Raw genomic sequence first — 25,047 nt, 5'->3', positions numbered from 1 at the left:
CGAATCAAAGAACTGAAGGAACACCCCATGCAGGATTTGGGTATTATTTCCCCCTCGCTTGACGAATTCCGTGCGTTAGCGGCGCAGCGGCGCGTCATCCCGGTGCGTCTTAAAGTGCTGGCGGATGCGCTCACCCCCATCGGTATTTACCGCTCACTTGCCCTTCAGGACGATGGCACAGCAGCCCCGGGCACGTTCCTGCTGGAATCGGCGAAGGTCACCGCCGAAGGGGAGTCCGCCGCCTGGGACAGGTACTCGTTTATTGGTGCCTCATCCCGCTCGACCCTCACCACCGTGGACGGGAAAGTGTACTGGCAGGGTGAAACCCCGGCCGGGGCGCCCACCGAAGGAGACCCGGTGGAGGCCATCGCCAAAACCCTGCATATGCTGCACACCGAGCCGCTGCCGGGGCTTCCTCCGCTGACATCGGGGCTGGTGGGGTACCTGGGGTGGGACGTGGTGCGCCGCTGGGAGCACCTGCCATTCCCTCCCGCCGATGATGTGCACCTGCCGGAGTTCGCGCTGAACATGGTCTCTGATATGGCGATCCACGATAACACCGACGGAACGGTTCTGCTGGTAGCTAACGCCATTAATTTCAACGGCACTGACGAGAACGTAGATGCCGCCTACGCCGATGCCCGCGCCCGGCTAAACCGCATGGTAGAGCGTCTTGCCCGCGGCGCATCCGATATGGTCTCAGTGCTTTCGGACGTTTCGCGGGTGGATGAGCGTGTCCGTCATGAGGTCAACGAAACCTGGTCTGAACAGGGGTACATGGACGCCATCGACAAGGCGAAGAAAAACATTGTTGACGGTGATGTCTTCCAGATCGTACCCTCACGCCGGTTCGAGGTCGCCACCAAAGCTAACCCCTTGGACGTGTACCGGATGCTGCGCCAGTCAAACCCGTCCCCGTACATGTACCTGTTTAATTTTGTGGATCCGGCAGGAACTCCGTTCCATATTGTAGGGTCCTCACCGGAGGCACTGGTGACCCTCAAGGACGGGAAAGCAACCACCCACCCGATCGCTGGTTCCCGACCGCGCGGGGCCACCCGGGAGCAGGATATTGCGCTCGCTCAGGAGCTGCTGGCGGATCAGAAGGAGCTTTCGGAGCACTTGATGCTGGTGGATTTGGCCCGTAATGACCTTTCCCGCATTGCTAAGCCTGGTACTGTGTCGGTGGATGAGTTTATGATCATTGAACGGTTCAGCCACATTATGCATATTTCTTCGACGGTGAGCGCTGACCTTGACCCGCAGTTCGGTGCCTATGATGTGCTGCGGGCGGCTTTCCCGGCGGGCACTTTATCGGGGGCACCTAAGCCGCGTGCGTTGCAGCTGATTGATGAGTATGAGCCTACCCGGCGTGGCGTGTACGGTGGTGTGTGCGGGTATTTTGATTTTGCCGGGGATATGGATATGGCGATTGCGATCCGCACCGCTGTTCTTAAGGACGGTAAAGCCTATGTGCAGGCTGGCGCTGGTATTGTCATGGATTCTGTGCCCACCTCCGAAACGCAGGAGACCGTAAATAAGGCGGCGGCCCCGTTACGGGCTGTGCTGAGCGCCTCTGGTTTGGCGCCTTTGAACTCGCAGAACGCAACCTCTTAGGAGGCCCCAATGAGTGATGAACCCGACAGCGGGCGGGCAGACGGGCAAAACCCCCTCGAAAACACCGGTGCCCAAGAGTCGAGCATGGAACGTGAACCTGCCACACCGGATGCCATCGCCTCCGAACAGCAGGCTAAGGAGCGCAGCACCCGCCCGGGACTGGTGATGCTCTCCGGGCTGCTGGTGGCGGCCGCAGCGTTCGGCACCACTCTTCTCACATGGGTGGATGCGCGAATCACCGGTGCTTTCGGTGAGCAGTCTTTAGCGGTATCCGGCTCAAAAGCCGCTCCGGCGGTGAGCGCGCTTGCGTTGGTGGCGTTGGCGGCCCCGCTTGCTGGGCGTATCGCCCCGCGTCTGTTGCGGTATGTGGTGTACGGTGTTGCCGCAGCTGCGGGGGTTGGTATCGTCTTGAGCGTTATTGCGGTGACAAGCAACCCTGCTGCGGCTGTGGTGACAGAAACCAGCCGCCTAACAGGTACAATTTCTCCGGCAGGCGAGTATGCGCTGAGCCCGTGGCCGTGGGTGTCGGCGGCGTGCGGTGCGCTGATTATCGTGGTCGCGCTGTGGGCTGCGTTCACCTCCCGCACCTGGGATGCTGGGCGCAGGTATGAGCGTTCAGCCGCGCGTAGTGTCCATACGGAGGACGGGCACATGGATGAGATGGACGCTTGGGATTCGCTCAGCAGGGGAGAGGACCCCACCACCCGGTGACCCGGTGTGCCCCCTGTTTTTCGTGTTTGGTGTCTTAAATTCAGCCTTAGCCCGCGATATGTCATAGAATCGTGTTAACAAGTGGCGGATTGCTCGGTGAGCATCCGCTGGCACACACTGAGGAGTTTTAGTGGCTGAAGAGAAAATTGTTATTGTTCCTGAACGCCCGTACGCTAACCACGGCAACACGGTTGCCGCGTGGGTTATGGTCGCCATTATGACAGTTGGTGTTCTGGTGGGTTCCATTGCTTACGACTTGGGCAGTCAACCGGTGGTTTTCGTCGGCGCGGGCATTATTGTGATTGGCCTGTTGGTTGGGTTTTTCCTGAAGCAGGCTGGCTATGGCCAGGGCGGGGCGAAGACGAAGAACACCGCACGCCACTAGGGCTTGCTGGTAGAGGCGTTCCGCGAATGTGCGGGGCGCCTTTTCTCTACCTGCCACGAAGGGCACCTTTGCGGGCGAGTGAACTGAAGGAGTGAACCATGAGTACCAGTACCGTACTGGATGAGATTATTGTTGGCGTGCGTGAGGATTTAACGCAGCGTATGGAGCAGGTTCCGTTGGAGCGCGTGAAGGAGCTGGCTCTTGCAGCTGAGCCTGCCCGGGACGCGCTTGCGGCGTTACACGGTGATGGTGCGAAGGTACGTATTATTTCTGAGGTGAAGCGTTCTTCCCCGTCGAAGGGTGCCTTGGGGGACATCCCGGATCCTGCGGTGCTTGCGGCTAAATATCAGGCTGGTGGTGCGGCGGCTATTTCTGTGTTGACTGAGCAGCGTCGTTTTGGCGGCTCGTTGGCTGATCTGGATGCTGTGCGTGCTGCCGTGGATATCCCGGTGCTTCGTAAAGATTTTACGGTTGATGAGTACCAGATTTGGGAGGCCCGGGCACATGGGGCGGATATGGTGCTGCTCATTGTGGCGGCTTTACCGGAGAAGACTTTGCGGTATTTTTTGGAGTTAACGGAGCTGCTGGGGATGAACGCTCTTGTTGAGACGCACACACCGGATGAGATTGAGACAGCCCAGCGGGTTGGCGCGAAGATTATGGGTATTAATGTGCGTAATCTAAAGACTCTTGAGGTGAATAATGAGCATTATGCGTCCTTGGCGGCTAATCTGCCGCAGAGCGTCATTAAGGTGGCGGAGTCTGGGGTGTCCGGTATTGAGGATGTGACAGGCTACGCTAATGCCGGGGCGGATGCGGTGCTCATCGGTGAGGCTTTGGTAAAGTCAGGCGACCCTGAGGCGGCGGTACGTGCGTTTTCGGCGGTGCCTCGTGCGCAGTAGCTTTATTGTGCGTTGAGTATGCTCAGCGGGTGGCACCGGTTGTGCGGGCCGCCCCGTAGAATATTAAGGATGCGGGTGTTTTGTCTGCCCGCACCCCAGTAGAATCACCCCCAGGAAGGACAACAATGAGCGAAAACCTGGCAGAGACATTCCTTAAGGGCCGCACTCTTAAGGACGCACCCGGCCCTTATTTCGGACAATACGGTGGCCGGTGGATGCCTGAGTCTCTCATTGCTGCCATGGATGAGCTGGAGCAGACTTTTAACGAGGCGAAAAATGACCCCGAGTTTATTGCGCAGTTTCAGCGTCTTTCTCGCGAGTATTCAAACCGGCCTTCACTGCTGACTGAGGTGCCGCGGTTTTCGGAGCACGCGGGGGCCCGAGTCTTCCTCAAGCGTGAGGATCTTAACCATACCGGGAGCCACAAGATCAACAATGTGATCGGGCAGGCGTTACTGGCTCAGCGGATGGGCAAAACCCGTTTGATCGCTGAGACCGGTGCGGGCCAGCACGGTGTAGCTACCGCAACTGCCGCTGCCTTGTTCGGCATGGAGTGCGTTGTGTACATGGGGGAGGAGGACACCGAGCGGCAGGCCTTGAATGTGGCTCGTATGCAGCTGCTGGGGGCGAAAGTTATTGCCGTACAGAACGGTTCTCGAACTCTTAAAGACGCTATTAATGAGGCGTTGCGTGACTGGGTCGCTAACGTTGAGAACACCCACTACCTGTTGGGTACGGCTGCGGGTGCGCATCCGTTCCCGGCGATGGTTCGGTTTTTCCATGACGCTATTGGCTCAGAGACGCGGGAGCAGGTTCAGGCTCTTACGGGGTGCCTGCCTGATGGGGTGGCTGCCTGTGTGGGTGGCGGGTCGAACGCTATTGGTATTTTCCATGCCTTCCTTGACGATAGGGACGTTGAAATATACGGGTTTGAGGCTGGTGGTGATGGCGTCGAGACTGGGCGCCATGCGGCGACTATTACCTTGGGCCGCCCTGGTATGCTTCACGGCGCGGTAACGTATCTGATGCAGGATGAGGACGGGCAGACTATCGAATCTCATTCCATTTCGGCGGGGTTGGACTATCCGGGGGTCGGCCCGGAACATTCGTACCTTTCGGATATTGGCCGCGTGAGCTACCAGCCGGTGACCGATACTGAGGCCATGGAGGCGTTCCGCCTCCTGTGCCGCACTGAAGGAATTATCCCCGCTATCGAGTCTGCTCACGCGCTTGCTGGTGCGCTGCGTGTTTGCCAGCAGTGGGCGGCACAGGATCCTGCGGCCGCTCGGGAGAAGATTATGGTGGTGTGCCTGTCTGGCCGTGGCGACAAGGACATGGAGACTGCCCTGAAATGGTTCGACCTGGGGAAGGCCATCCCGTCTTCTACGTTAATGACTGGTAATAAAGAGGCCGCCGCGCAGGGGGCAGCTGAGAACCTCAAGCAGGCAGAAAGCGAGAAAAACTAACTTATGAGCTACCAGGATGCACAGCCGCATGCCGCCACGTACTCCGTGCTTGACGGCGCTTTCCCGCCCGCTAACCCGGGGTCGGCATTAGCCGCCCGCCTGCGTGAATGCCAGCAGGCCGGTCGCGCCGCCCTGATCGGTTATTTGCCAGCCGGGTTCCCCACTGTGGATGAGTCGGTTGCTGCCGCCATTGAGCTGGGTAATAATGGGGCGGATATTATTGAGCTTGGTGTGCCGTACTCTGACCCTGTCATGGACGGCCCGGTGATTCAGCAGGCTACAGGCACTGCTTTGGATAACGGGTTTAAGCTCACTCAGTTGTTTGATGCGGTGCGCCGTATTACTGAGGCAACTAACGCCGTTGTGGTGGTGATGACGTACTGGAACCCGGTGCTCGCGTACGGGGTAGATCGGTTTGCCAGTGATCTTGCCGCTGCCGGGGGTGCAGGGATTATTACCCCCGATCTGGTGCCGGATGAGGCTTCTGAGTGGTTTGAAGCGTCCGAGAAACACGGGCTGGATCGTATTTTCTTGGCGGCGCTGTCGTCGTCCCAGGATCGTCTTAAGACTATTGCGAAGGCGTCTAGTGGTTTTGTGTATGCGGTGTCGGTGATGGGTGTTACGGGTGCCCGTGCCTCGGTCTCTGAGGCTGCTCGGTTGCTGGTGGATGATATTCGTGCCGCCGGTGCCAAGCATGCGTGTGTTGGGTTGGGGGTGTCTACCCGCGCCCATGTGGAGGAGATTGGCGCCTACGCGGATGGGGTGATTGTTGGTACCGCACTGGTGAAGGCGCTGCAGCAGGGCGGGCCTGAGGCTGTGGGGGCTTTGACCCGTGAATTGGCAGGTCGTGCATAATGTTGAGTTTGGTGTCTTCAGCTGCCGTGTCGGCTGTTTCTAGTGTCCCTTTGGCGTCTATACCTTCTCCTGATGTTTCGTATATTCAGGTTGGGCCGCTGCGGATCCATTTTTATGCGCTGTGTATCCTCGCCGGGATTGCGGTGTGTCTGTGGCTTAGCGGCAGGCGGTGGGCGCAGATGGGGGGTACCCGTGAGCGTGTGTATGATGTGGCGATGTGGGCTATCCCTGCCGGTATTGTGGGTGCCCGAGCCTATCATGTGCTCATTACCGACCCGGGCAGCTATTTTGGCCCGAAGGCAAGTGGCGATCCGCTGGCCTTTTTAAAGATCTGGGAGGGCGGTATCGGTATTATGGGCGCGGTTTCTGTGGGCGCTCTTGGTGCCTGGTATGCGTGCCGCCGTTACCGCATGAATTTCGCGGCGTTTGCGGATGCTGTGGCGCCGGGTATTATTTTGGCGCAGGCGTTTGGTCGTTGGGGTAACTGGTTTAATCAGGAGCTTTTCGGTAAGCCTACGACTCTTCCGTGGGGTCTGCAGATTGATGCGAATAGTCCAAATTTCCCGAGCCAGTACCCGGCGGGTACGCTGTTCCACCCCACCTTCTTGTATGAGTCGCTATGGAATCTGCTGGGCGCGTTCTTGCTGATTTACCTGGGTAAGAAGGGCGTTTTGAAGCTGGGGCAGACCCTGTGGCTGTATGTTTTGTATTACGGTGTGGGCCGCTTGTTCATTGAGGCTTTCTTGCGTATTGATACTTCCGAGATGCTGCTGGGGCTGCGTATTCACGTGTGGACCGCCGGGTTGCTGGTGGTGCTGGGGTTGACCGGCTTTATTGTTGCGGGTGTGCGCGCCTCGGCGAAGGCTGCTGCTGGTGTGACGGATGGCCCTGTTGAGGAACGCGGGACAGCTGAGAACCCGTCGGATGTACTCGAGACGGGTTCAAAGGATGCTGCGGAGGACGATGCAGCCTCGACAGGGGAGAAAGCTGACGATAAGAAGAAGGCTGCGAAGAAAACCGAGAACACCAGTAATGTTTCTTCGGCGAAGGGTATGTCGAAGGCTAAAGCTGTAAATAATTCTGCGGCTGAAACATCTGGCGAAGCTCAGGACCGCCCCTCTCAACCGAAAGAAGAGACAACAGACGATTCTGACGGATCGTAGCCTCACCACCAGTATGGAAAGGTGGGTACCCTGTGTGCTGCCGATAGTTTGAGATCTTCCCGAGGGATTGCGCTGTGCTTGCAGTAGGTGGCAGCGTATAGTCTTCGGGGTTGTATGTTTCAGCTGTGGCGATGCAGGAGTGGCGGTGAAGTGTGGGTGAAGAGCTCAAAAGGGTAGTAGCTTATAAGCTTTTATCTGCTGACCGGGATACGGTGATTGATGGGCTTATGGAAATGGTCTTTGCCGTGGGTGATGTTACCTGGGTGTCTGAGCGGCTTTGCGAACAGGCTGACAGCGCCAACACAGAAGTGAGCTCACTGGCTATTACCTGCTTTGGGCATTTGGCGCGACTACATCAACAGGTGGGGGATACGTCCCGTATTTTCCAGCTGTTGAGAGATAAACATCGTTCCCCTGTGCCAGATATCCGTGGGGCCGCCGAGGATGCAATGGACGATATTAGCGTCTTTATGGGTATTGATCTTAGGAAGAAAAAGTCCACAGGCTACTCCGGGTCATCAAAAGAGCCTATAAATGTGAGGTCATTGTAGAGAATCCCGGGGTTTTCTTCGGTAAATTTTGCGTTCACATAATAGTAGAGGGCGTTGCCGTGGGTTATCCCTTTGTTCTTTGCCGCTGCCACAATGCTGTTCAGTGTTTCCAGGGAATTTGTATCGATCTCATCTGCTAGCTCTTCCACGGGCAGAACTTCACCGTTGGTGGTTCTGTAGGCGACGAAAAAGTCAGTATCGATAAATGAGACCCCAAAATCTTTGAAAGCTGGGCATCCAGAATGTGAGTCTTCCAGGCCGTGGGTGTATGCACTAAATTCTTCTATCGTTTGATGGGATATCCCCAGCCACACAGATATTATTCCCCGAACGGTTGTATCAATCATTCTTGTGCCCTCCCTGTTAACGAGTAGCCATCAGAGCTTTCTAAAAAAGATATAAAGTACCGGATGAATAATCGAAAGATTTCACATGTGTTTTTAAATTTTCTTTCGAAGAATTATCGAGATGCACCACTAAATTATTGGGGTGATTTTTCCATATGGGTGAGTATTTCCAGCCGCAGGGTAAATAACCAAGATTTAGCAGAGATATTAGATTTCTATTAAAATTAATAAGCATATTTGTGTGGAGTTTTGATACATAGAATTCTTGAAATCCTCTCACGAAAGCGGGCATTAAAATATAATCAGCAACATTTTCATGTATTTTGTAGGATATTAACCTATGGGTTAGATAAGTTTTGTTTTCGTCAAATATATTCTTACCTTCTGCCGCTAGATCATTGATGATACTTCCATCTATAGAATGCATTTCAAGAAATTCAAGAATTTCATTAAAAACATCAATATCAATATTCGTCCAAGCATCAGCTTTCATGCACCTGTATACTCGGTCTTTCTCTGTAATGAACTGGATATTAAAAGGTGATGATATGCTGCCACCATAATTTTGATGGTTTCCAATATTGTTCAACCAGTTATTAATCTGGAGTGTTTGTCTAAACTCTTGGGACACGATTTGTATGTCTAAATTCATGATTTTCCTATAGTTATTAGTGCATCCTGTTTGACAGCACCTTCTGATTTATCTCATCCGGGAGTGTACTCTCAGAAGAAAATTATACTCTGTCGGAGCGCCTGGATTCGGGCAGGGCGCCAACCTATGCTCGCTTGCTAATGTAGTTGATTGTCTGTATGAGGAGCTTTCAGACGATCAATATCGAGGAGTAAAATATTTTATGTAAGTAAAAGCTCATTCTAAAAAGATTAATTTACTTAAGTTATTAATTTCTAACAAATTGAAGAGAATCCCTCAAATATTTTTGGCCAAGGATTTGTGTTAAAACATTTTTGCAAGATTTCGGTAGTATTGGTTAGATTATAAAAAACTTCGAAGAGGTCTTTTCCTAGAAGATATATATCTCCCACAAAATCAGTTGCGTATATATCAAATTCATCAGCTAGATTTTCGCTATATATATCCCAAAATAAATAATATCCTGATTCGCTTCTGGCAAATGGCTCCATACGTTCCATTAAACTTAATAAATCATTTGGATAATAGCCGATGTATTCATCAATATTATTTATATATGTCGACCTAATGTCTTCACGTGCTTGTTGCCAGGAGTCATGAAACTTAGGGTTTGAAGGGATATAGATTAAGTAATTGTTCAATGCTCTGCCCCAACCGAACTGATCCACAAAAATTTGGTAAGAATAAGGAAAAGGTTTTCCATTTGCGAATCTAAATTCTTTCAAGTATTTTGAATCGGCAAATACTTGAGAATAACTGATTATTTCTAGATTATAATTCATAATTCTATTTTCCTATTTTATTAATTAAACTGAATATATTTTAGCATTAGTATTTAATATTTTGATGCATTCTATTTTCTATATCATTATTAATATAATACCTTTTTTATCCTAAGCGAGCATTTTACCTTGGAAGGCACTAAACTGTTGCCTTCATAAAGGGCTGCTACTATTATATAAAAACAGTACTCCTTCGTGATAACAAGCTGACCCGAGAAGGTATGAACCTCTGGCACAGGTTTAAAGCCACATTGACGCTGAAGGTGAAAGTCAACAACAGATCTATGTCATGTGACAAAATCAGTATCCAAGGGCGTTGCGCATAGTTTGTACATTATATGGTGGGACACGAATAAAATAAAAGGAGCAGCATCAGTTGCGATACAGGTAAGAAATGGAAAGCTGGTATCAGCATGTAAATCGTGTGGTAAATTTTTAGATAAGCTAGACATCATTGATGGTGTAGCAGCCCAGGATTATTAAAAATATTTTAAATATTGAGGTGAAAATGAAACAACCATATGAAATAAATTCTGATTTTTTTAAAAAGATGATTTCTTCCGGTTGGTATCCGGAAAGGGACATTGTACTTGAAAAGCTGCCATCTCATATAGAGGACTTACCCAGTGTGGTTAAGAAATTTTTACGAGAAATATGGTATATTTCAGTAACTAAAGATTTTTACATGCAAGATAATTATAAAAAATATATATTTAGTAATGATGTTTATACTTTTGGGGAAACAACCCAAAAATTAATAGATTATTCATCAGAAGAAGAAAGTTCATGTTTTTGTACATATTTGACAAATAAGAAAATAAGAAATTTTGGTTTTAAGAGCGGTCGAGAAATTTTGATTGATGAATCAGGGGGAATTTATGAAATACCTGACTCGGGGGATATCTATTATGTTGGAGGGAAATTTTATGAAGGACTTTATAATTTAATATTTACAAGAGGAACCTCTTATCTTATAAACGATACTGGCTCGTTGTTTATAGAGAGTAAGGAAGGACTAATTTCAGCAAATATTAATATTGAAGATATTATATAAGGTTCAAAAAAATAAATAATTATGAGCTATAAAAAAGTGTCTAAATCAAAAATTATTAATGCATATGATAAAATTAGAGAATTAAAATTAATTGAATCAATTCCGTACACAGAGTTAATTAAATTTTTGATTCTATTTACTGAGATAGAAATAGCTCCTCTTAGCAATGGAAATGACCCCAAAATAGATTTAGATTACGCTAAGAGATTTTTATCTGGAAAAATTACTGCCAAAAAATTACATACTCGTGAAAAGTATGCTTGGACTAATTATGAAATATTGGAAGGTAAAGAAAAAAGTATTCAACGTATAACGGTAAACTTTTTGTATCCAAGGGTAGCAGAGAAAATTCGTTTATTAGGAGATATATATGAGGAATTGTTTCTTTACCTTGAGCTGCTATATGAAATTGAGGATGTTTTGTGTGATAGGTTCATTGCCGCACTGGAAAACTTTATATCAAGTTCTTAATTAGACAAAATATTGGATGAAGGTAAAACAATTGAGTGGATTATCTCCTCGTGATAGGTATGAAATCGGCATGGAAAATTTTGCTAAAAAATGAAGTGACCATAGAATTTTCATGGGCAGATAGAAATTCTGGCAATCTCATGAAAAGAACAGAGGGACCAAGCGGTGAAATATTATAGTGAGGAAAAATGTTAGATAAAATTAAAGTAAAAATCAAAAAAATTCAGAGTGGTAATTATGTCATTACTAAAAGATTTGAAAAGCTAACTTTCAATCCAATTATAGATAAAGAAGCTATTCAACATTTTGAAGATGTTAATAATGTTGTCCTCCCTGAGGATTATAAAGAATTTATACAAATCATTGGAAATGGAGGAGTCGGCCCTGGTATAGGAATATTACCATTGGATAATGATAAAAGTATTATAGATCCAAGAATCTTGTCAGAAGAAGGAGAAGACAAAATTTTATTGTCTGAAAATTTTCCTTACTGTAAAGCTTGGAACGATGATTCCTTTTATGCTGCGTTAGAAATTAATGCTAATAGTTTAGATGTGCTAAGTAGAAATTATTTTTCAACGAAACATATTAGTGGTTCAATTTGTTTCTGTGACTTAGGATGTGGTGAACTATTTTTGCTCGTCTTAACAGGACCAGAAGCTGGTAATGTTTGGTATGATGGGCGAGGTAATTATGGTGGAATTTTTCCATATTCATATAAAGAAAAGGAAAGAGTTAGTTTTTTAGAGTGGTATGATATTTGGCTTACCGAAATTCTAGATAAAGTTCCTATTGTAGAAAGAGATTTTTGATAACAAACATGAACCTGTGCTGTATAGCGACTGCATCTTTCGTTAAAAATTTTTGATACCACAAAAAGCAAATAAAATACAGCTTAAAGTTTTGGCGAATATTTTTTACGCAACATGCGTTCAGAATGACCAGCAAGCTGTGGAGATATATAATGTATTTATTTAACGTGTGGTGTAGCGTCGTGTATGCTAACTGCACGCGCGCTTCTGTCTAATTACCTGCAAAAAAATAATAGACAACTATATGGAATTGCAGACCAGATTATTATTGAAGTTAATTTAAGTCAAATTCAGGGAGATATTTATTGATTTACCTAGTAGTTGTTCCCGGTTAAAAGGTAATACAGTTAAAAATAGGGCATCTAAAGCACAAGAAATATTAGTAACAGGTAGTATTCCCACAAGTGCAATTAAAAAAGTAGATTAAGGGCATAATATGGAAGAAAATAAAATTCAAATATTTACTAAAAATTTTTTGGATGTTTCATATCAAGCAGAAACGCGAAAAGGTATAACAGACTATGATTGTGAGAATTTAATTAACTCACTACTTGAATTAAAAAAAGAATATTCTGGCGCGGATGCTTTACCTATTAGTTTAGTAAATATATTTATTGATATGACTTCTGTTCTTTTGACATGTGGAAATAGGCAACATGAAGTATATACCAATGAAGAACAAGCAAATAAAATTTTTCATTTAATGGATGCGCTACATGAAATTGCAATGGAAATGACTAGCTAAAACCTTCCTGGCCGATGATGCATTCTTCTTCGGTTAAAATCCGCAAGCGCCACATCATACGCGTTGGCGATATGTTCTATATGAACAACAAGTTCAAAGGAAAGCTGTTGCCTAAACCCCTGTATTTCCTGTAAGGCCGCTGCTGCTGCCGGCCGTCCGGTCAATCCGATATACGGGCTGAAGTTTTTGGAGAGTGAAACCGACTTTGCTTTTGAAGGCATCCTGCCGCCCTGACGGGTAGTAGCGGACGGTTCGGGCGAAGACTGTACCATCTTCCTGCTGGTGGCGGTGGAAGATACCAACGGCACCTGACCCACAGTACCGACCAGCGGACGGGAACAACGCATTTCGAGTATGACAAACTGGGAAGGATCACCAAAGCGGGCAGCGAACTGTTTGTCTTTGACCTGCGCACAATATCTTTTCAGAGGAACCTCGAGGATAAAACCGGATTCGTTCGGGACGGCAGCCACCTACTGCAGGAAATTCACTCGGACGGCAGATATACCTACCTGAACAGCTATAAACCGCTTGCGCAAGTCCGCGATGGGCAACCGACGAAGGAGAAAGCTGATACCAAATCCACTACTTCCACTGTGAGCATATCGGCATCCCGCGTGAGATGACCGATAAGGATGGCAATCTCTTGTGGTTTGGGGATTATTACGGTTGGGGCAAACTAAAGAGCGAAACCAAAGTAACGGATACCGTTTATCAGCCATCCCGGTTACAGAACCAGTATGCCGACCGCGAGGCAGGACTGCATTCCAACTTCTTCAGGTATTATGAACCTGATGCGGGTCGGTTTGTGCGTCAGGATCCGATTGGGTTGATAGGTGGAGGTAACTTATATCTATTGGCACTAAATGTTCATGGTTGGGATGATTCTTTGGGATGGAAAACTTGGGTCAAGTATAAAGAAAAATCTGAAATGTTTTGATCAAGTCGTATATCATACAAATAGCAAGGAATTTGTGATCATTACTCACAAGTTTTGCCCAAGAAAGTCTAACAAATATTATTTTATAATTACGAAAGTATAAGAATTATTAAATGAAAAAAGCTAACCATAAAATTAATGTCATAAAGCAAATAGAAGATGCTGTAAATATCGTTGGTAATCATCCCCACCAAAATCCTGATAGGGTGTTTTTATATATTAACTATGATATGCATAGCTTTGAAGATTCATTTGATGAAATTTTCAGTATTTCTGAACTGGAATCGGAGGATTTTTGTTTGATTTCGTCCAATTGTGAGATTACTTTACCTAACGGGGAAAAATTTTGTGGGATATCTTTCAAAAGTAACTCAAATAAGACATTAATTCTGCAAAAGATTAAAAATCATTTTGAGAGAAAAGGATATCAGTATGGGGTTATTAGAAACAATAATTTAATATTAAGCACAAATAATGTGATTAACTTAGATGACTGCTCTGCTATCCTTTATGACTATGATTAACATTTGAGGGATTTAACAACTGTAACAAAAGTTACATCGGTTGATGATGGAAAATCCTTGCCTTCTTGTGAATCTTATTCTGTTGTCTTAAATTTCTTAGGAACGAAAATCTAATTTAACAGTTTTAGGAGCATGATAACGGCGAAACCTACCGCCTCGATTACGGTCCGACCGACAACCTGATTCAAGAAACCGGTTGGGACGGCAACCTGCTGTGGCTCGACAACTATACCGGTTAAAGGAACGTTAGATGGATTTAATCCAGCTGATGCTGGTAAACTTGCACCTAGTGGATGTTCTATTGTTGGTGAATATTGCACATATGAAGATCAGTCAACAGCCTCTGGCAAGAGAACTACAAAGAGCAAAGACACATTCAATAGTGACAATTTTTCTAGCCCAGATATTGAGGAGATTACTGCTGATGCTAAAGGAAAATTAGGATACTCAGGAACTCCTTCAGGGGCTTTTTAAAATGCAGGCCCTTTGCTGGAATTTAATTATTGAAATAAGGGGTTCATTCAAAATAAATATGAGAATATGCAAAATCATGACACTGTTTATATTTTCCCAGGAGAAAATATAATGGCCAATTCTATTGATATTTATAAATATTCAGATCGAGAACTATTTATAGAGAAGGAATATTCAAAATCTTTATTCATTTCAATGAAAGAAATGGAGAATAAAGGATTTGATGTAGCAGAATACAACATATCTTGCAAGGTCGCTATTGATAACACAGAAAATAAATATTTTGTTTTTATCTATTATCCTAAAATATTATCTTCTAATCAAAGAGGAGGAAAAGGAATTATTCAAATCTATGTAAACTCTAAAACCAATGCTACAAAACTATTTTTCGCAAGATAGTAACCGTAAATTGGGTCGGGATCCAACAACTCCGCAAGGTTCTCTGAAACAAATTTCAGATGATTTCTCCTTTCAGACGCCCTCGTCCCGATAGGAGTTCCCATGTCGTCAATAAAATCGCCTGTAAAAACAGCGACTTCAATGTTGTCTGTACCCTTCCCGATTTCTGCAGGGCGCCTCCTCCTGCTCCTTCCACAGTGCAAGCCCATACCCTTCTTTGCCAATCTGGGCGGTACAAAACCGTTGCTAAAGATGTACGTCTCAACCGCATGCCCGCCTTCATCTTCAAAGCCAGCAAGACCAACCGTATCACTGGTGACGAACCCGCCCTGCCCGGCCGCATGGGCGTATTTTCCCACACCGCCACCAAACTGGCTTGGCCGAGGGCATTCTTCTTCAGTTAAAGTCCGCAAGCGCCACATCGTGTGTATCGGCGACATGTTCCACATGAGCAACAAGCTCAAAGAAACAGAAAGTATACATCAGAAGCATACTCGCAAACTTCATTCGTTTATTTCAGAATCATTTAGGCGAGACCATGAACTAAATAAATTTTATAACAGGTTCAGAAAAGCTCATTGGAAACAAAAAGCAATAGAATATCTACAATCGCAAGGAAGGCGCAAAAACTCCAAGGAAATTTCAAAATATCGCAAAGGTTGCAAGGACAGGTAAATAAATTCTGATTATTTGATTGATTATATCAACTAAATTAAAAATTCAAAGTGATATCAATTTTATACATGGATTGATTTTTTATTTCTTAAAAGGATTGATAATATGGATGTATTAAATTTAGATCTGCCAGATTCATATAAACAATTTATGAATTCAAGAGATGAAATAGTTGATTTATATTATGAATTTAGCAGGAAAAAACCTAAAACTTTAAAAAAAGAATATGGTATTTGGTGTTCATTCATGCTAGAACAATATTCTTTCTCAGATAAAGTACCTAATTATAAAATTCTTTCCGATAACGAGCGTTATTTTAAAGATATTGAAGGATTTACAACAGGAATAAATATTGAGCTGGTCAAAAAATCATTTGCATTTGGATTAGCATCAAGTGAAGGTGGTATATTATTTTTTCATCCTGAAAATTTTAGTATTTGGGAAATCTATCCTGATTTATATATAAATTTTTTAGCAGACACATTTGATGAATTCATAACAAATGCTAAATTTTGCCGGAAATGGGATCATAAAAAATTGTAGTCTACACAGTGTAGAATACTTACTGCAGTTTTAGAATACCCACCTGTGAAAGGCTTGCAAGAAGCATGTATTTTCTTCATGCCATTGACTTAAGCCGTCTGAAAGATATTTTCAGACGGCTTAAAAGTCTAGAGCCTATACAATCCAACTCTTCTAGTAGCAATCATCTAACCTGTTTCCGCTACTAGGGATGAATGAAGATGATGAGGAGCCTGTATTGTTCGAGAGTGAACAGATTTGGTTCAGCAAAGAGCCCGGCGGGTGCTTCTCTGATTAGTTCGATAGTTCTGCGTTTTGCGCCTTTGGTGGTCGCAGAAGACGGAGAAAGCCGACAACAAACCCGCTACTTCCACTGCGATCACATTGGCATCCCGCGTAAGATGACCGATAAGGACGGCAATCTCTTGTGGTTTGGGGATTATTACGGCTGGGGTCGTCTGAAAGAGGAAACCAAGGTAACGGATAGCGCATACCAACCCTTCCGCCTGCAAAACCAGTACGCCGACCGTGAGACGGGTCTGCATTACAATTTCTTCAGGTATTATGAGCCTGATGCTGGGCGGTTTGTGAATCAGGATCCGATTGGGTTAGAAGGTGGAAAAAATTTCTATTCTTATTCTAGTAATACTACTAAATGGATTGATATACTAGGATTATGTGTTAAAGAGGCTGAAAAAAATTAAATGAAACTATGGCTCCTCATAAAGGAAAGCGTAATGCCCCTTCTATTATGGTGGCTGCCTATACAGCGACAGGCCTCATTGAAGTCGCATCTAACGGAGATATACCAGGTAAAATTGCGCCAGAATTACAAGAGCTTGCAGATAGACATGGTGGGGTAGGAGCAAAAACTGAGTGTGGTAATACTATAGGTAGATGTGCAGAATTTAGAGCTGCTAATAAGCTACTTTTAGATAATCCTGATTTAAAATTAAAAGACATTAAATTTACTAAAGCTAAGCGCCCTAGAACTGGCCAAGCAAGACCATATTGTGATAACTGCGTCAATATATTTGGTGTAACAAATTAAACACTATTAACTATTAATTAGTATGATCAAAAAGGATTAAATCAATGATTATGTCAGAATTATTTATCGAGTCTCACGATTTAGATTGGTTCGCAATTAATGATAAAAATTTTATTGCTCATTTTGCAACTGGAGGCACTGATAAATTACCAAGCAAATTAAAGACATCTAAGTCATTATGGGAACAGCAATTTAACTTTTTTAATAATCTACCTGATATTACGGAACCTGTATTTTGTGAGAATAATTTACCAATATTTGATAGCTTAAAAGAGAAAGAAGAATATTTAGAATCCTTTGCAGGTTACGCAAAAAAAGGGATTTTTAGTTATGATATAGATTTTGATAGTTTAGTGTATAAACTAATAGCATTTCCTAAAAACCCCACCAAGCTAAATGAATTGCCCATAGCGCATTATGGCAGAAATGATTTAACATTAATTAATCATAATTATGATTGTTCTTCAATAATTACTATCTAAAACAGCAAGTATAGATTGGTGCGAGCCCCAACCAAACCAAAAGGCCGTCTGAAACACAAATCCTTTCAGACGGCCTACTATGCTCTTTAACAATCTAATTTCTACCGACCGCTGCCGGCCGTCCGGTGAATCCGATACACGGGCTGAAGTTTTTGGAGGGTGAAACCGACTTTGCTTTTGAAGGCATCCTGCCGCTGGTCTGGAGCCGCAGCTATTATTCCGACCAAGACGGTACCGGTTGGCTCGGCGAGGGCTGGAGCGTGCCGGGTTGCCAACGCATTTATCCGTGATGCGGCGGGATTGGCCTATATCGACGATCAGGGCCGTTTGTTCCCGCTGCTGGAAGTCGATGAAGATGATGAGGAGCCGGTATTGTTCGAGAGTGAACAGATTTGGTTCAGCAAGAATCCGGACGGGCATTATGTCATTGTTTCGCTGGACGGTTCGATAGCGTTGCGTTTTGCGCCTTTGATGGTTGCTGAAGACGGTTCGGACGAAGATTCTACCCTCTTCCCGCTGGTGGTGGAAGACGCCAACGGCAACCATCAGCGTTTCGTTTATCACGCTGGCCGGTCTGCCGCAATATGTCATCGACGGTAACGGCTGGGTGTTCTCGCTGAACTTCGGCAATGTGGCGGACGAGCAATATCATTACGACGACAACAAACGAGTTGACCAAACGGGTGTTTGCTGACGACAACACCAATCTGATGGAACGCGATGGTTTGGGTCGTCTGCTCGGCCACACCGATGCGCTGGGGCAGCACACCGATACCACTACGAGGCCAAATAGAGTTAGAGTATATGATGCTGGAAAAATTATTGGTGCATCAGACGGTGTAGATACACCATACATACGAGCTGAATGTTCTCAGGGGGGGGGGGGTAATACATAGACATCCAATTACAAAAAGAAGAACACTTGATGAGATTAGGGGCAAATTGAAATGGAACATGACATTGATTTTAAAGATGGCATTATTACTTATGAAAATTTATTCTGGCTATTTAATAACACTAATGAATTAATCTACAAACTTGAATTTGAGGAAGATTTATTACAAGTACAGTTCTTTAATGAAAAATATATTTTAGATGTTGGATGGTATTCCACTACCGGTAAAAATGGAAAATTCAAAGTTTATGTAATTAAAAATTATGATTGGGAAAATCCATTATTTACTAAATCTAATAAAAAAATTAGTGGTTTAATTGCCACTATAAAACAAGGAATCAAATGCATATATTCTCATGAGCATCTTCTCATTAACCGTAGCAAGCCGTAGCCCGCATGAAACCTCCAATTCCGACGTAGCGTGGGTGCGGTAATCATGCTGTTTCTGCTTCTCAGACGATCTCAATGCCGTCACCGACAACCGCCTGAAAACCTACAACGGCACGACCTATTACTACGACGGCCTCGGCAACCTGATCCACCGCGAACTGGCCGACGGCGAAGTGCAGAACTATTTCTACGACCTGCACGACCAACTGGTTAAAGCCAAAATCTTCAAAAAAGACGGCACGAAAGAAACTTGGTCCTACACCTACGATGCGTTGGGCAGAAGGGGCGCCAAATACCGAGTGGGGGAAGACAGTGCAAAAGCGGATGAAACCTGCTTCGTTTGGGACGGCAGCCACCTCTTGCAGGAAATCCACTCGGACGGAAGGTATACCTATATCTACACCGAGCCCGACGGCTACGAACCGTTGGCACAGGTACATAACTGGACCAACGAAGAAGGCGAAACATATCAGGAAACCTGCTATTTCCACTGCGACCACATCGGCATCCCAAGAGAGATGACCGATAAGGACGGCAATTTACTGTGGTTCGGCAACTATACCGGTTGGGGTCGTCTGGAAGAGGAAACCAAGGTAACGGATAGCGCTTACCAACCCTTCCGCCTGCAGAACCAGTATGCCGACCGTGAGACGGGGCTGCATGACATCTTCTTCAGGTATTATGAGCCAAACGTCGGGCGGTTTATGAGTCAAGACCTGATTGGGTTATGGGGAGGAGACAATCTTTATACGCTTGCTCTAATATCTATAAATGGTTAGACGTATACGGTTTAAAAAAAGTAGAGGAGTAAAGGCTACTATTACCTGTGTTAAAAATGGTAACGCTGTTTCATACGAAGGGTTAAGTCCAAGAGCTGCGGCGAGGGCTGGGCGAGAGCAAGTAATAAATGAAAAAATTACAAACTATACGACGAAAAGCTGGCACTGGTTCTCAACCCGCCAATGAGCTGATCAGAGGACGATGTGCAGAAGCAGAGGCACTGAGTGAAATAATGCGAAGAGAAAAATGAATATATTGAAGGTTTAAGAAAATTCTACCACAATAATAATTGTGAATCATCTGCATTTATGATAACAGCAATTGGCAAGCCTGATAAACTTATTCCTCCATGTATAAAGGTAATTGCGAGCCTGTATTAATCTTCTTAAAAGGTTTGTTAAATTAATTAAGTAGAATTTATAAATTTTTATAAGGAAATCAGATATGAGCGAAAAAGATAATGCAAAAGACTATGAAAGAATTATTAAACTAGAGGATGATATATATGATTCTGATGTTTTAGAAAATTATAATGTATTTATTTTAAATTGCATAAAATTTGCTGAGGAAAATATTATTCCTTTAAGTAAATATAGTAATGAATTGGATGATATACTTAAAAAATGTGTAGCCTTTTTGGAAAATAAAATTAGCAAAGCTGAATTGGAAAAATATTATTGTGAGTTAGGTAAAAAAATCGTTTGTCAGGTATTTTAGATAATAAAGAAAAAGAAATACACACTTTTATGTCTATTTTTCTTGATTATAATTTTTTACAAAATACACCCCCCTGAGGATCAACAAGATAGTGATATCTGCTATTTATTATGTATTTTATATGAAATAAAAAATAATCTTGAATTATGTAATAAATTCTATAATTTCATTAGCAAGCAAGCGTAACTAGATCGGGACACAACAAATCTGAAAGGCCGGCTGAAAACCGTATCCAACAGTAGCTATAGGTTGGGTCGAGCCCCAACAGCAAGCCGCAGCCCGCATGAAATCTCCAATCCCGACGTAGGGTGTCGCGGTTTCTGCTTTTCAGACGACCTCAATCCTTTTTTCGAGGTCGTCTGAAATATTTCTTTCATAACAATCTAAGCCAAAACCGCCTACGAATACGGCCAAGACGGTCTGCCGACCCGACGCACCAATGCCTTGGGCCATACCTTCGGCTACCATTACGACAAAGCCCGCTGCCTGATCGGCCTTACCAATGAAAACGGTGCACGTTACCGCTTTTGCCTATGACGTCCTCGACCGCCTGATTGCCGAAAGCGGTTTCAATCATAAGCTGACCGGCTACCGTTACAACGCCAGCAACGAGCTGGTCGAGCAGCGCGAACTCGGCGATGATGCCTCCCTCGCCGCCAAACTGATGGCGCAACTAAGAAATTTTGCAGTTCGTGATCAAGAAGTTCTCATTAAAGGCGCAATTCTAGCAGAAGCAATACTTTTTTTGTATACTTAGAAGATGTTTACCATGAAAGAATTAGTAGAAAAACTTGAAAATAATAGTTTTATTGATAAGGTTAGAATGAACCTTGAATTCAACGTAAAGGACTATCAAGAATTATTAAAAATTTTGAATGAAATTAAGCATTATACTTATAATCATAATCTTATTGAAAAAAGACTAGCGTCAAATTTATATGAAATACCAAAATTAACACATATCTGGTATCTCAATTTAAAAGATGATCCAAATAAAAATGAATCTTCTATTGTTAACCAACTTGAAGATGCATGGATAGAGTTAGATTCAATAATTGGAGAAGAAATTCTTGGCCAAGGACAATAAATCCATCTTAACAAACATAGATAGTAGTTCAAACTCAACGGACAGTAGTCGTAGGTTAGGTCGAGTTCCACCAAACATCAAGGTCATCTGAAATCAATTTTCAGACGACCTTTTCCCTACGCCCTCCTCATTTGCTTCAACTACAATGAAAACAACCAAATCAGCCTCGACGACGAAGTCATCACCGACATCGAACGCGATCAGCTGCACCGTGAAATCTTCCGCACACAGGGTAAGCTCGCCAGCCGTTACGAACTCGATCCTTTAGGTCGTCTGAAAAGGCAAATCGCCACCCTCAACGACCTGACAGAGGGCGGCAAAGGCAAAAACAAAGTAGCGGCGGGTTATAGCCAAACCGCTGTCAAACGCAGCTACGGCTACGACCGCACCGGCAATCTGACCCACAGCACCGACCAACGGACGGGCACGACCCGGTTCGAGTACGACAAACTGGGCAGGATTACCAAAGCCGGTAACGAACTGTTCGTCTTCGACCCTGCGCACAATATCCTTTCAGACGGCCTCAATGCCGTCCCCGACAACCGCCTGAAAACCTACAACGGCACAAGTTACTACTACGACGAGCTCGGCAACCTGATCCACCGTGAACTGGCCGACGGCGAAGTGCAGAACTATTTCTACGACCTGTACGACCAACTGGTTAAAGCCGAAATCTTCAAAAAAGACGGCACGAAAGAGACTTGGGCGTACAGCTACGACGCCTTGGGCAGAAGGATAGGCAAAGGTCGTCTGAAAAACGAAGAATTTTCAGAAACGTCATCCCCGCATGATTTAAGCGGAAACGACCTCGAAAACTAAACCCGCTTCGTTTGGGACGGCAGCCATCTGTTACAGGAACAAAATTCAGACGGCAGATATGCCTATATCTACACCGACCAAGATTCCTACGAACCGCTCGCGCAAGTCCGCGATTGGACAACCGAAGATGGCGAAAGCCGACAACAAACCCGCTACTTCCACTGCGACCAAATCGGCATCCCAAGAGAGATGACCGATAAGGACGGCAACCTGGTTTGGCTCGGGGATTATTACGGCTGGGGCAAACTGAAGAGCGAAACCAAAGTAACGGATAGCGCTTACCAACCATTCCGCCTGCAAAACCAGTATGCCGACCGCGAGACGGGGCTGCATTATAATCTTCTTAGATTCTATGATTCGATTTCTGGAAGATTTATTAATCAAGATCCCATAAGATTATTTGGAGGAGAAAATTTCTATCATTTTGCATTTAATGCACAATCTTGGATAGATCCTCTAGGGTTAGAGCACGTTGAAAGTTATAAAAAACATTTGAAGAAAAAGGTACAAGAAAGGGAAAAGATTTTACTGCTGCAGGGAAAAAGCGGTTAGAGAGCAAAATAAAGCAGATAATGACGGAAAAACGATATGTGGTAGATGCGGTGTAGAGACTATTGAGCCTAAGCGACATGAAAAAGGTGTAAGCCCGCCGGATAATGAGGCTCATGTAGATCATATAATTGCCAAATTAAACGGTGGATCTGCTACAGTAGAGAATGGGCAAGTTTTATGTAGATTATGTAATCTTGAAAAGAGTAATAAATGAAAATTATGAAGAGTGTAGAATTTTCTATGAACTAATTTTAAGGTAATTAAAATGAAAAAGGTTTTATTTAATCTAGAAGTAATTGATGGTTATCCTCCAGTATCTATGGAAAGCACTTGGGCAGAAGTAACTGAAGAAGGCTATTTTAAAATAAACAATATTCCTTTTTATAGCAAAGAAATATCTTTGGGTGATATTGTTAGTGTAATACAAAAGGAAGAAAATTACTTATTATACGATAAAACTATAATTAATAGTAAAAATAGTACGTTGCGGATTGTTTTCTTTAATGAAAATCAAAAATTTAAAGATAATATATTAACCAAACTAATAGATCTTGGATGTGAGTCAGAAGCGTTTAATGTAAATTTCTATGCAATAAACATACCAATTCAAGTAGATATAGAAGAAATATATATTTTCTTAGATGGCTTTGTGGAAACTAACGATTTAGATTATGACACAGGGTATTTGGCACAATAATTTATGCAAGCTATAACTTGCGTAATATCGTAATATGTAGAAAATTCTAGCGTTGTTTACGTAATAGAAATTTTAAGACTATGTGACGGCAGCCATCTCCTGCAGGAAAACCTAGACGGCAGGTATACCTATATCTACCCCGATCCCGACAGCTATGAACTGCTCGCGCAGGTGCACAACCACACCAGTGCCGAAGGCGAAAGCTGTCAGGAAGTGAACTACTTCCACTGCGATCACATTGACATCCCGCGTGAGATGACCGATAAGGACGGCAACTTCTTATGGTTTGGTAACTATACCGGCTGGGGCCGTCTGAAAGAGGAAACCAAGGTAACGGATAATGCTCTTACTAACCTTTCCGCTTACAGAACCAGTACGCTGACCGTGAGACAGTCTGCATGACAACTTCTTCCGCTATTACGAGAACCGGACTGCGGTAGGTTTATCAATCAAGACCCGATTGGGTTGTGGGGTGCAGATAATCTGTACAGGTTTGCACCGAATACGCAAAGCTGGGTAGACTTTTTAGGATTATTCACATTAGAACAATTACTGACGGTAGGAATTGGCCCATTTGCAGAAGAATCTATTCCTGCTAGAGAACCTGAAAGGAATTTCACTCAAGAAGAAAGCAAAAAATTGAATAAAATTGGTGTATGCCATACTTGTGGCGCCACCGGTCCTGGAACTAAAACTGGAAATTTTGTAGGAGATCACCAACCTAATACTGGCTTGCGACAAGCTAAAGAGCTAGGTATCCATCCTAGAGATCACTACTTATGTTTATTAAAAAAGCACAAGAAGAAGCAGCAAATTCTGAACCTCCAAGTGTATGTTGATTGCTGCCTTTTAATATCAACTTAAGTTTTTCCTGAAGTAACTTTAGTTAGCTAAAATTTAAATTTTTAATACATAAAGGTTTCGTAATGAATTTTTTTAAAACACATAATATCGGTACTTATGGTGGTCCATTAGTCATGTTACCAAAATCAGATGCCAATATATGGCAAGGCTGTGTAGATTTAAAACCAGAAGAGCATTATTCTTTAGCTTGTTCTCAGTATAACTATTTATCTGTTTTATCTATGGAAAGTGTACAAACTATTATTTTAGGAGATGAACCTTTACCAACTTTTGCGGTACATAAACAAGATGCTAATGAGATATTTATATTCAGAACTTATTGGATTAATGATGAATCACACATTGACTCTCATATAAAAAATATAGTAGATGGTCATTATAAATATCAGCCATTAGAAGAAACATCAATTTTTATTAATGATGTTGAATGGATTATATTTGATAGTGCTTTCACTTTTAAAGATAAAGAAGATAGTATAGAAGTAAAATTTACTCATAAAAATTGCTTGTACAAAATCCAAACGTATTTGTACGAAGTATCTGATATTTCTTTTTTAATTCATTCATTTAAATACTATAATGAACTGTAGCCTAAAACACTCATTTTATAGATAAGGTGTAGTGCTGATTGTATGCGTTTTACCTTTTTAGCAAACTATAGCCTGT

40 protein-coding genes are annotated in these 25,047 nt (G+C 44.0%); 32 read left to right on the top strand and 8 right to left on the bottom strand.

Annotated features, from left to right (window positions below):
* Window positions 1–27 precede the first annotated feature (27 nt).
* The 8 genes from D8M23_RS03930 (at window position 28) to D8M23_RS03895 (ending at window position 7,650) form a co-directional block, all read left to right on the top strand.
* Entirely contained in the window at window positions 28–1,617 is a 1,590-nt protein-coding gene (locus D8M23_RS03930) for an anthranilate synthase component I (RefSeq protein ID WP_126853767.1), read from the top strand.
* 9 nt (window positions 1,618–1,626) lie between these two features.
* On the top strand, window positions 1,627–2,328 hold the full coding sequence (locus D8M23_RS03925) for a Trp biosynthesis-associated membrane protein (protein WP_037237390.1): 702 nt from the start codon (window positions 1,627–1,629) through the stop codon (window positions 2,326–2,328).
* Window positions 2,329–2,458: 130 nt separating this feature from the next.
* Complete coding sequence (locus D8M23_RS03920; RefSeq protein WP_037237388.1) at window positions 2,459–2,713, top strand: HGxxPAAW family protein; 255 nt, start codon at window positions 2,459–2,461, stop codon at window positions 2,711–2,713.
* Window positions 2,714–2,811: 98 nt separating this feature from the next.
* On the top strand, window positions 2,812–3,615 hold the full coding sequence (trpC, locus tag D8M23_RS03915; protein WP_006887915.1) for an indole-3-glycerol phosphate synthase TrpC: 804 nt from the start codon (window positions 2,812–2,814) through the stop codon (window positions 3,613–3,615).
* Window positions 3,616–3,740: 125 nt separating this feature from the next.
* Window positions 3,741–5,081: a tryptophan synthase subunit beta gene (trpB, locus tag D8M23_RS03910; protein ID WP_126853766.1), complete on the top strand. Its 1,341-nt coding sequence runs from the start codon at window positions 3,741–3,743 to the stop codon at window positions 5,079–5,081.
* Window positions 5,082–5,084: 3 nt separating this feature from the next.
* Window positions 5,085–5,936 carry a tryptophan synthase subunit alpha gene (gene trpA / locus D8M23_RS03905; protein WP_126853765.1) on the top strand — a complete coding sequence of 284 codons (852 nt, stop codon included), beginning with the start codon at window positions 5,085–5,087 and terminating at the stop codon, window positions 5,934–5,936.
* Window positions 5,936–7,099: a prolipoprotein diacylglyceryl transferase gene (gene lgt, locus D8M23_RS03900; protein ID WP_126853764.1), complete on the top strand. Its 1,164-nt coding sequence runs from the start codon at window positions 5,936–5,938 to the stop codon at window positions 7,097–7,099. The genes trpA and lgt overlap by 1 nt, the downstream gene beginning before the upstream one ends.
* 152 nt (window positions 7,100–7,251) lie before the next feature.
* Complete coding sequence (locus D8M23_RS03895) at window positions 7,252–7,650, top strand: hypothetical protein (RefSeq protein ID WP_126499944.1); 399 nt, start codon at window positions 7,252–7,254, stop codon at window positions 7,648–7,650.
* Here D8M23_RS03895 and D8M23_RS03890 read toward each other — a convergent pair.
* From D8M23_RS03890 to D8M23_RS03880, 3 genes are all read right to left on the bottom strand, one after another.
* Window positions 7,605–7,997, bottom strand: coding sequence for an immunity 22 family protein (locus tag D8M23_RS03890; RefSeq protein WP_126853763.1), 393 nt, complete (start codon window positions 7,995–7,997; stop codon window positions 7,605–7,607). The genes D8M23_RS03895 and D8M23_RS03890 overlap by 46 nt on opposite strands.
* 40 nt (window positions 7,998–8,037) lie before the next feature.
* Complete coding sequence (locus D8M23_RS03885; protein ID WP_126853762.1) at window positions 8,038–8,649, bottom strand: hypothetical protein; 612 nt, start codon at window positions 8,647–8,649, stop codon at window positions 8,038–8,040.
* A 254-nt stretch (window positions 8,650–8,903) separates the two neighbouring features.
* The gene (locus D8M23_RS03880) at window positions 8,904–9,431 is read right to left on the bottom strand and encodes a hypothetical protein (protein ID WP_126853761.1); all 528 of its coding nucleotides are present in this window, start codon (window positions 9,429–9,431) and stop codon (window positions 8,904–8,906) included.
* A gap of 508 nt (window positions 9,432–9,939) precedes the next feature.
* On the opposite strand from D8M23_RS03880, the gene D8M23_RS03875 reads away from it, so the two are divergent.
* From D8M23_RS03875 to D8M23_RS03860, 4 genes are all read left to right on the top strand, one after another.
* A complete protein-coding gene (locus D8M23_RS03875) occupies window positions 9,940–10,485 on the top strand; it encodes a hypothetical protein (protein WP_238693768.1) in 546 nt (181 codons plus the stop codon).
* Window positions 10,486–10,506: 21 nt separating this feature from the next.
* A complete protein-coding gene (locus tag D8M23_RS03870) occupies window positions 10,507–10,956 on the top strand; it encodes a hypothetical protein (RefSeq protein WP_126853760.1) in 450 nt (149 codons plus the stop codon).
* A 188-nt stretch (window positions 10,957–11,144) separates the two neighbouring features.
* The gene (locus D8M23_RS03865; RefSeq protein WP_126853759.1) at window positions 11,145–11,768 is read left to right on the top strand and encodes an SMI1/KNR4 family protein; all 624 of its coding nucleotides are present in this window, start codon (window positions 11,145–11,147) and stop codon (window positions 11,766–11,768) included.
* Window positions 11,769–12,204: 436 nt separating this feature from the next.
* On the top strand, window positions 12,205–12,513 hold the full coding sequence (locus D8M23_RS03860) for a hypothetical protein (RefSeq protein ID WP_126499949.1): 309 nt from the start codon (window positions 12,205–12,207) through the stop codon (window positions 12,511–12,513).
* On the opposite strand, the gene D8M23_RS11695 is transcribed toward D8M23_RS03860, so the two are convergent.
* Complete coding sequence (locus D8M23_RS11695; protein WP_153274071.1) at window positions 12,510–12,986, bottom strand: hypothetical protein; 477 nt, start codon at window positions 12,984–12,986, stop codon at window positions 12,510–12,512. The two genes, D8M23_RS03860 and D8M23_RS11695, sit on opposite strands and share 4 nt — an antisense overlap.
* 149 nt (window positions 12,987–13,135) lie before the next feature.
* On the opposite strand from D8M23_RS11695, the gene D8M23_RS03850 reads away from it, so the two are divergent.
* The 3 genes from D8M23_RS03850 to D8M23_RS03840 all read left to right on the top strand — a co-directional run bounded on the left by D8M23_RS03850 (window position 13,136) and on the right by D8M23_RS03840 (window position 14,850).
* Window positions 13,136–13,453, top strand: coding sequence for an RHS repeat-associated core domain-containing protein (locus D8M23_RS03850; protein ID WP_126853758.1), 318 nt, complete (start codon window positions 13,136–13,138; stop codon window positions 13,451–13,453).
* Between the two features lie 113 nt (window positions 13,454–13,566).
* Complete coding sequence (locus tag D8M23_RS03845; RefSeq protein ID WP_094758094.1) at window positions 13,567–13,977, top strand: hypothetical protein; 411 nt, start codon at window positions 13,567–13,569, stop codon at window positions 13,975–13,977.
* 585 nt (window positions 13,978–14,562) lie between these two features.
* A complete protein-coding gene (locus D8M23_RS03840) occupies window positions 14,563–14,850 on the top strand; it encodes a hypothetical protein (RefSeq protein WP_006887931.1) in 288 nt (95 codons plus the stop codon).
* Here D8M23_RS03840 and D8M23_RS12090 read toward each other — a convergent pair.
* Window positions 14,802–15,209 carry a hypothetical protein gene (locus D8M23_RS12090; RefSeq protein WP_238693749.1) on the bottom strand — a complete coding sequence of 136 codons (408 nt, stop codon included), beginning with the start codon at window positions 15,207–15,209 and terminating at the stop codon, window positions 14,802–14,804. The genes D8M23_RS03840 and D8M23_RS12090 overlap by 49 nt on opposite strands.
* A gap of 421 nt (window positions 15,210–15,630) precedes the next feature.
* Here D8M23_RS12090 and D8M23_RS03830 point away from each other — a divergent pair, with 421 nt between their 5' ends.
* The 7 genes from D8M23_RS03830 (at window position 15,631) to D8M23_RS03805 (ending at window position 18,866) form a co-directional block, all read left to right on the top strand.
* Window positions 15,631–16,068 (top strand): hypothetical protein, encoded by a 438-nt coding sequence (locus tag D8M23_RS03830; protein WP_006887930.1) that lies wholly within the window; start codon window positions 15,631–15,633, stop codon window positions 16,066–16,068.
* Window positions 16,069–16,295: 227 nt separating this feature from the next.
* Window positions 16,296–16,751, top strand: coding sequence for an RHS repeat domain-containing protein (locus D8M23_RS12270; protein ID WP_274543017.1), 456 nt, complete (start codon window positions 16,296–16,298; stop codon window positions 16,749–16,751).
* An 8-nt stretch (window positions 16,752–16,759) separates the two neighbouring features.
* Window positions 16,760–17,098 carry a hypothetical protein gene (locus tag D8M23_RS03820; RefSeq protein ID WP_126853757.1) on the top strand — a complete coding sequence of 113 codons (339 nt, stop codon included), beginning with the start codon at window positions 16,760–16,762 and terminating at the stop codon, window positions 17,096–17,098.
* Between the two features lie 44 nt (window positions 17,099–17,142).
* Window positions 17,143–17,580, top strand: coding sequence for a hypothetical protein (locus D8M23_RS03815; protein WP_051344439.1), 438 nt, complete (start codon window positions 17,143–17,145; stop codon window positions 17,578–17,580).
* Between the two features lie 125 nt (window positions 17,581–17,705).
* Entirely contained in the window at window positions 17,706–17,870 is a 165-nt protein-coding gene (locus D8M23_RS12360) for a DUF6531 domain-containing protein (RefSeq protein ID WP_425342749.1), read from the top strand.
* 10 nt (window positions 17,871–17,880) lie between these two features.
* Window positions 17,881–18,180: a hypothetical protein gene (locus D8M23_RS03810; protein WP_425342748.1), complete on the top strand. Its 300-nt coding sequence runs from the start codon at window positions 17,881–17,883 to the stop codon at window positions 18,178–18,180.
* A 347-nt stretch (window positions 18,181–18,527) separates the two neighbouring features.
* Entirely contained in the window at window positions 18,528–18,866 is a 339-nt protein-coding gene (locus D8M23_RS03805; RefSeq protein WP_023134258.1) for a hypothetical protein, read from the top strand.
* Window positions 18,867–18,927: 61 nt separating this feature from the next.
* Here D8M23_RS03805 and D8M23_RS11945 read toward each other — a convergent pair whose 3' ends face one another.
* Window positions 18,928–19,065, bottom strand: a complete 138-nt coding sequence (locus D8M23_RS11945) for a hypothetical protein (protein ID WP_202976120.1) — start codon at window positions 19,063–19,065, stop codon at window positions 18,928–18,930.
* Between D8M23_RS11945 and D8M23_RS03800 the strand changes: the two genes are divergently transcribed.
* The 4 genes from D8M23_RS03800 to D8M23_RS03780 all read left to right on the top strand — a co-directional run bounded on the left by D8M23_RS03800 (window position 19,039) and on the right by D8M23_RS03780 (window position 21,449).
* Window positions 19,039–19,644: an RHS repeat domain-containing protein gene (locus D8M23_RS03800; RefSeq protein ID WP_202976119.1), complete on the top strand. Its 606-nt coding sequence runs from the start codon at window positions 19,039–19,041 to the stop codon at window positions 19,642–19,644. The genes D8M23_RS11945 and D8M23_RS03800 overlap by 27 nt on opposite strands.
* A 445-nt stretch (window positions 19,645–20,089) precedes the next feature.
* The gene (locus D8M23_RS03795) at window positions 20,090–20,362 is read left to right on the top strand and encodes a hypothetical protein (RefSeq protein ID WP_126853756.1); all 273 of its coding nucleotides are present in this window, start codon (window positions 20,090–20,092) and stop codon (window positions 20,360–20,362) included.
* Window positions 20,363–20,873: 511 nt separating this feature from the next.
* On the top strand, window positions 20,874–21,119 hold the full coding sequence (locus D8M23_RS03785; protein ID WP_202976118.1) for a hypothetical protein: 246 nt from the start codon (window positions 20,874–20,876) through the stop codon (window positions 21,117–21,119).
* Between the two features lie 3 nt (window positions 21,120–21,122).
* On the top strand, window positions 21,123–21,449 hold the full coding sequence (locus D8M23_RS03780) for a hypothetical protein (protein ID WP_202976117.1): 327 nt from the start codon (window positions 21,123–21,125) through the stop codon (window positions 21,447–21,449).
* Window positions 21,450–21,713: 264 nt separating this feature from the next.
* Here D8M23_RS03780 and D8M23_RS11940 read toward each other — a convergent pair whose 3' ends face one another.
* Both D8M23_RS11940 and D8M23_RS12075 read right to left on the bottom strand, forming a co-directional pair.
* Window positions 21,714–21,953, bottom strand: a complete 240-nt coding sequence (locus D8M23_RS11940) for a hypothetical protein (protein ID WP_202976116.1) — start codon at window positions 21,951–21,953, stop codon at window positions 21,714–21,716.
* Window positions 21,954–21,962: 9 nt separating this feature from the next.
* On the bottom strand, window positions 21,963–22,106 hold the full coding sequence (locus tag D8M23_RS12075) for a hypothetical protein (protein ID WP_238693748.1): 144 nt from the start codon (window positions 22,104–22,106) through the stop codon (window positions 21,963–21,965).
* A 189-nt stretch (window positions 22,107–22,295) separates the two neighbouring features.
* Here D8M23_RS12075 and D8M23_RS11930 point away from each other — a divergent pair, with 189 nt between their 5' ends.
* From D8M23_RS11930 to D8M23_RS03755, 6 genes are all read left to right on the top strand, one after another.
* Window positions 22,296–22,820 carry an RHS repeat domain-containing protein gene (locus D8M23_RS11930; RefSeq protein WP_280926100.1) on the top strand — a complete coding sequence of 175 codons (525 nt, stop codon included), beginning with the start codon at window positions 22,296–22,298 and terminating at the stop codon, window positions 22,818–22,820.
* Window positions 22,821–22,854: 34 nt separating this feature from the next.
* Window positions 22,855–23,034 carry an HNH endonuclease gene (locus D8M23_RS12355; protein ID WP_126853942.1) on the top strand — a complete coding sequence of 60 codons (180 nt, stop codon included), beginning with the start codon at window positions 22,855–22,857 and terminating at the stop codon, window positions 23,032–23,034.
* A 51-nt stretch (window positions 23,035–23,085) separates the two neighbouring features.
* On the top strand, window positions 23,086–23,517 hold the full coding sequence (locus D8M23_RS03765) for a DUF4265 domain-containing protein (RefSeq protein ID WP_126853755.1): 432 nt from the start codon (window positions 23,086–23,088) through the stop codon (window positions 23,515–23,517).
* A gap of 255 nt (window positions 23,518–23,772) precedes the next feature.
* Window positions 23,773–23,919 carry a hypothetical protein gene (locus D8M23_RS11925; protein ID WP_238693747.1) on the top strand — a complete coding sequence of 49 codons (147 nt, stop codon included), beginning with the start codon at window positions 23,773–23,775 and terminating at the stop codon, window positions 23,917–23,919.
* Between the two features lie 63 nt (window positions 23,920–23,982).
* Window positions 23,983–24,381, top strand: a complete 399-nt coding sequence (locus D8M23_RS11920; RefSeq protein WP_202976114.1) for a hypothetical protein — start codon at window positions 23,983–23,985, stop codon at window positions 24,379–24,381.
* A 62-nt stretch (window positions 24,382–24,443) separates the two neighbouring features.
* On the top strand, window positions 24,444–24,971 hold the full coding sequence (locus D8M23_RS03755) for an Imm21 family immunity protein (RefSeq protein ID WP_126853754.1): 528 nt from the start codon (window positions 24,444–24,446) through the stop codon (window positions 24,969–24,971).
* Window positions 24,972–25,047: the final 76 nt, after the last annotated feature.

Source organism: Rothia sp. HSID18067 (genome assembly GCF_003989445.1).
In the GTDB taxonomy this organism is placed as follows: domain Bacteria; phylum Actinomycetota; class Actinomycetes; order Actinomycetales; family Micrococcaceae; genus Rothia; species Rothia aeria.
The sequence above is the reverse complement of the archived record's forward strand: the minus strand, read 5'-3'. Positions and strand labels throughout refer to the sequence as shown.

Excerpts from the sequence above, each read along its gene's own strand:
- D8M23_RS03930 (WP_126853767.1), top strand. The coding sequence starts at position 28 with ATGCAGGATTTGGGTATTATTTCCCCCTCGCTTGACGAATTCCGTGCG.
- D8M23_RS03925 (WP_037237390.1), top strand. The coding sequence starts at position 1,627 with ATGAGTGATGAACCCGACAGCGGGCGGGCAGACGGGCAAAACCCCCTC.
- trpC (WP_006887915.1), top strand. The coding sequence starts at position 2,812 with ATGAGTACCAGTACCGTACTGGATGAGATTATTGTTGGCGTGCGTGAG.
- trpB (WP_126853766.1), top strand. The coding sequence starts at position 3,741 with ATGAGCGAAAACCTGGCAGAGACATTCCTTAAGGGCCGCACTCTTAAG.
- trpA (WP_126853765.1), top strand. The coding sequence starts at position 5,085 with ATGAGCTACCAGGATGCACAGCCGCATGCCGCCACGTACTCCGTGCTT.
- lgt (WP_126853764.1), top strand. The coding sequence starts at position 5,936 with ATGTTGAGTTTGGTGTCTTCAGCTGCCGTGTCGGCTGTTTCTAGTGTC.
- D8M23_RS03890 (WP_126853763.1), bottom strand. The coding sequence starts at position 7,997 with ATGATTGATACAACCGTTCGGGGAATAATATCTGTGTGGCTGGGGATA.
- D8M23_RS03885 (WP_126853762.1), bottom strand. The coding sequence starts at position 8,649 with ATGAATTTAGACATACAAATCGTGTCCCAAGAGTTTAGACAAACACTC.
- D8M23_RS03880 (WP_126853761.1), bottom strand. The coding sequence starts at position 9,431 with ATGAATTATAATCTAGAAATAATCAGTTATTCTCAAGTATTTGCCGAT.
- D8M23_RS03875 (WP_238693768.1), top strand. The coding sequence starts at position 9,940 with ATGAAACAACCATATGAAATAAATTCTGATTTTTTTAAAAAGATGATT.
- D8M23_RS03870 (WP_126853760.1), top strand. The coding sequence starts at position 10,507 with ATGAGCTATAAAAAAGTGTCTAAATCAAAAATTATTAATGCATATGAT.
- D8M23_RS03865 (WP_126853759.1), top strand. The coding sequence starts at position 11,145 with ATGTTAGATAAAATTAAAGTAAAAATCAAAAAAATTCAGAGTGGTAAT.
- D8M23_RS03860 (WP_126499949.1), top strand. The coding sequence starts at position 12,205 with ATGGAAGAAAATAAAATTCAAATATTTACTAAAAATTTTTTGGATGTT.
- D8M23_RS03850 (WP_126853758.1), top strand. The coding sequence starts at position 13,136 with ATGACCGATAAGGATGGCAATCTCTTGTGGTTTGGGGATTATTACGGT.
- D8M23_RS03845 (WP_094758094.1), top strand. The coding sequence starts at position 13,567 with ATGAAAAAAGCTAACCATAAAATTAATGTCATAAAGCAAATAGAAGAT.
- D8M23_RS03840 (WP_006887931.1), top strand. The coding sequence starts at position 14,563 with ATGGCCAATTCTATTGATATTTATAAATATTCAGATCGAGAACTATTT.
- D8M23_RS03830 (WP_006887930.1), top strand. The coding sequence starts at position 15,631 with ATGGATGTATTAAATTTAGATCTGCCAGATTCATATAAACAATTTATG.
- D8M23_RS03820 (WP_126853757.1), top strand. The coding sequence starts at position 16,760 with ATGGCTCCTCATAAAGGAAAGCGTAATGCCCCTTCTATTATGGTGGCT.
- D8M23_RS03815 (WP_051344439.1), top strand. The coding sequence starts at position 17,143 with ATGATTATGTCAGAATTATTTATCGAGTCTCACGATTTAGATTGGTTC.
- D8M23_RS03805 (WP_023134258.1), top strand. The coding sequence starts at position 18,528 with ATGGAACATGACATTGATTTTAAAGATGGCATTATTACTTATGAAAAT.
- D8M23_RS03795 (WP_126853756.1), top strand. The coding sequence starts at position 20,090 with ATGAGCGAAAAAGATAATGCAAAAGACTATGAAAGAATTATTAAACTA.
- D8M23_RS03780 (WP_202976117.1), top strand. The coding sequence starts at position 21,123 with ATGTTTACCATGAAAGAATTAGTAGAAAAACTTGAAAATAATAGTTTT.
- D8M23_RS03765 (WP_126853755.1), top strand. The coding sequence starts at position 23,086 with ATGAAAAAGGTTTTATTTAATCTAGAAGTAATTGATGGTTATCCTCCA.
- D8M23_RS11925 (WP_238693747.1), top strand. The coding sequence starts at position 23,773 with ATGACCGATAAGGACGGCAACTTCTTATGGTTTGGTAACTATACCGGC.
- D8M23_RS03755 (WP_126853754.1), top strand. The coding sequence starts at position 24,444 with ATGAATTTTTTTAAAACACATAATATCGGTACTTATGGTGGTCCATTA.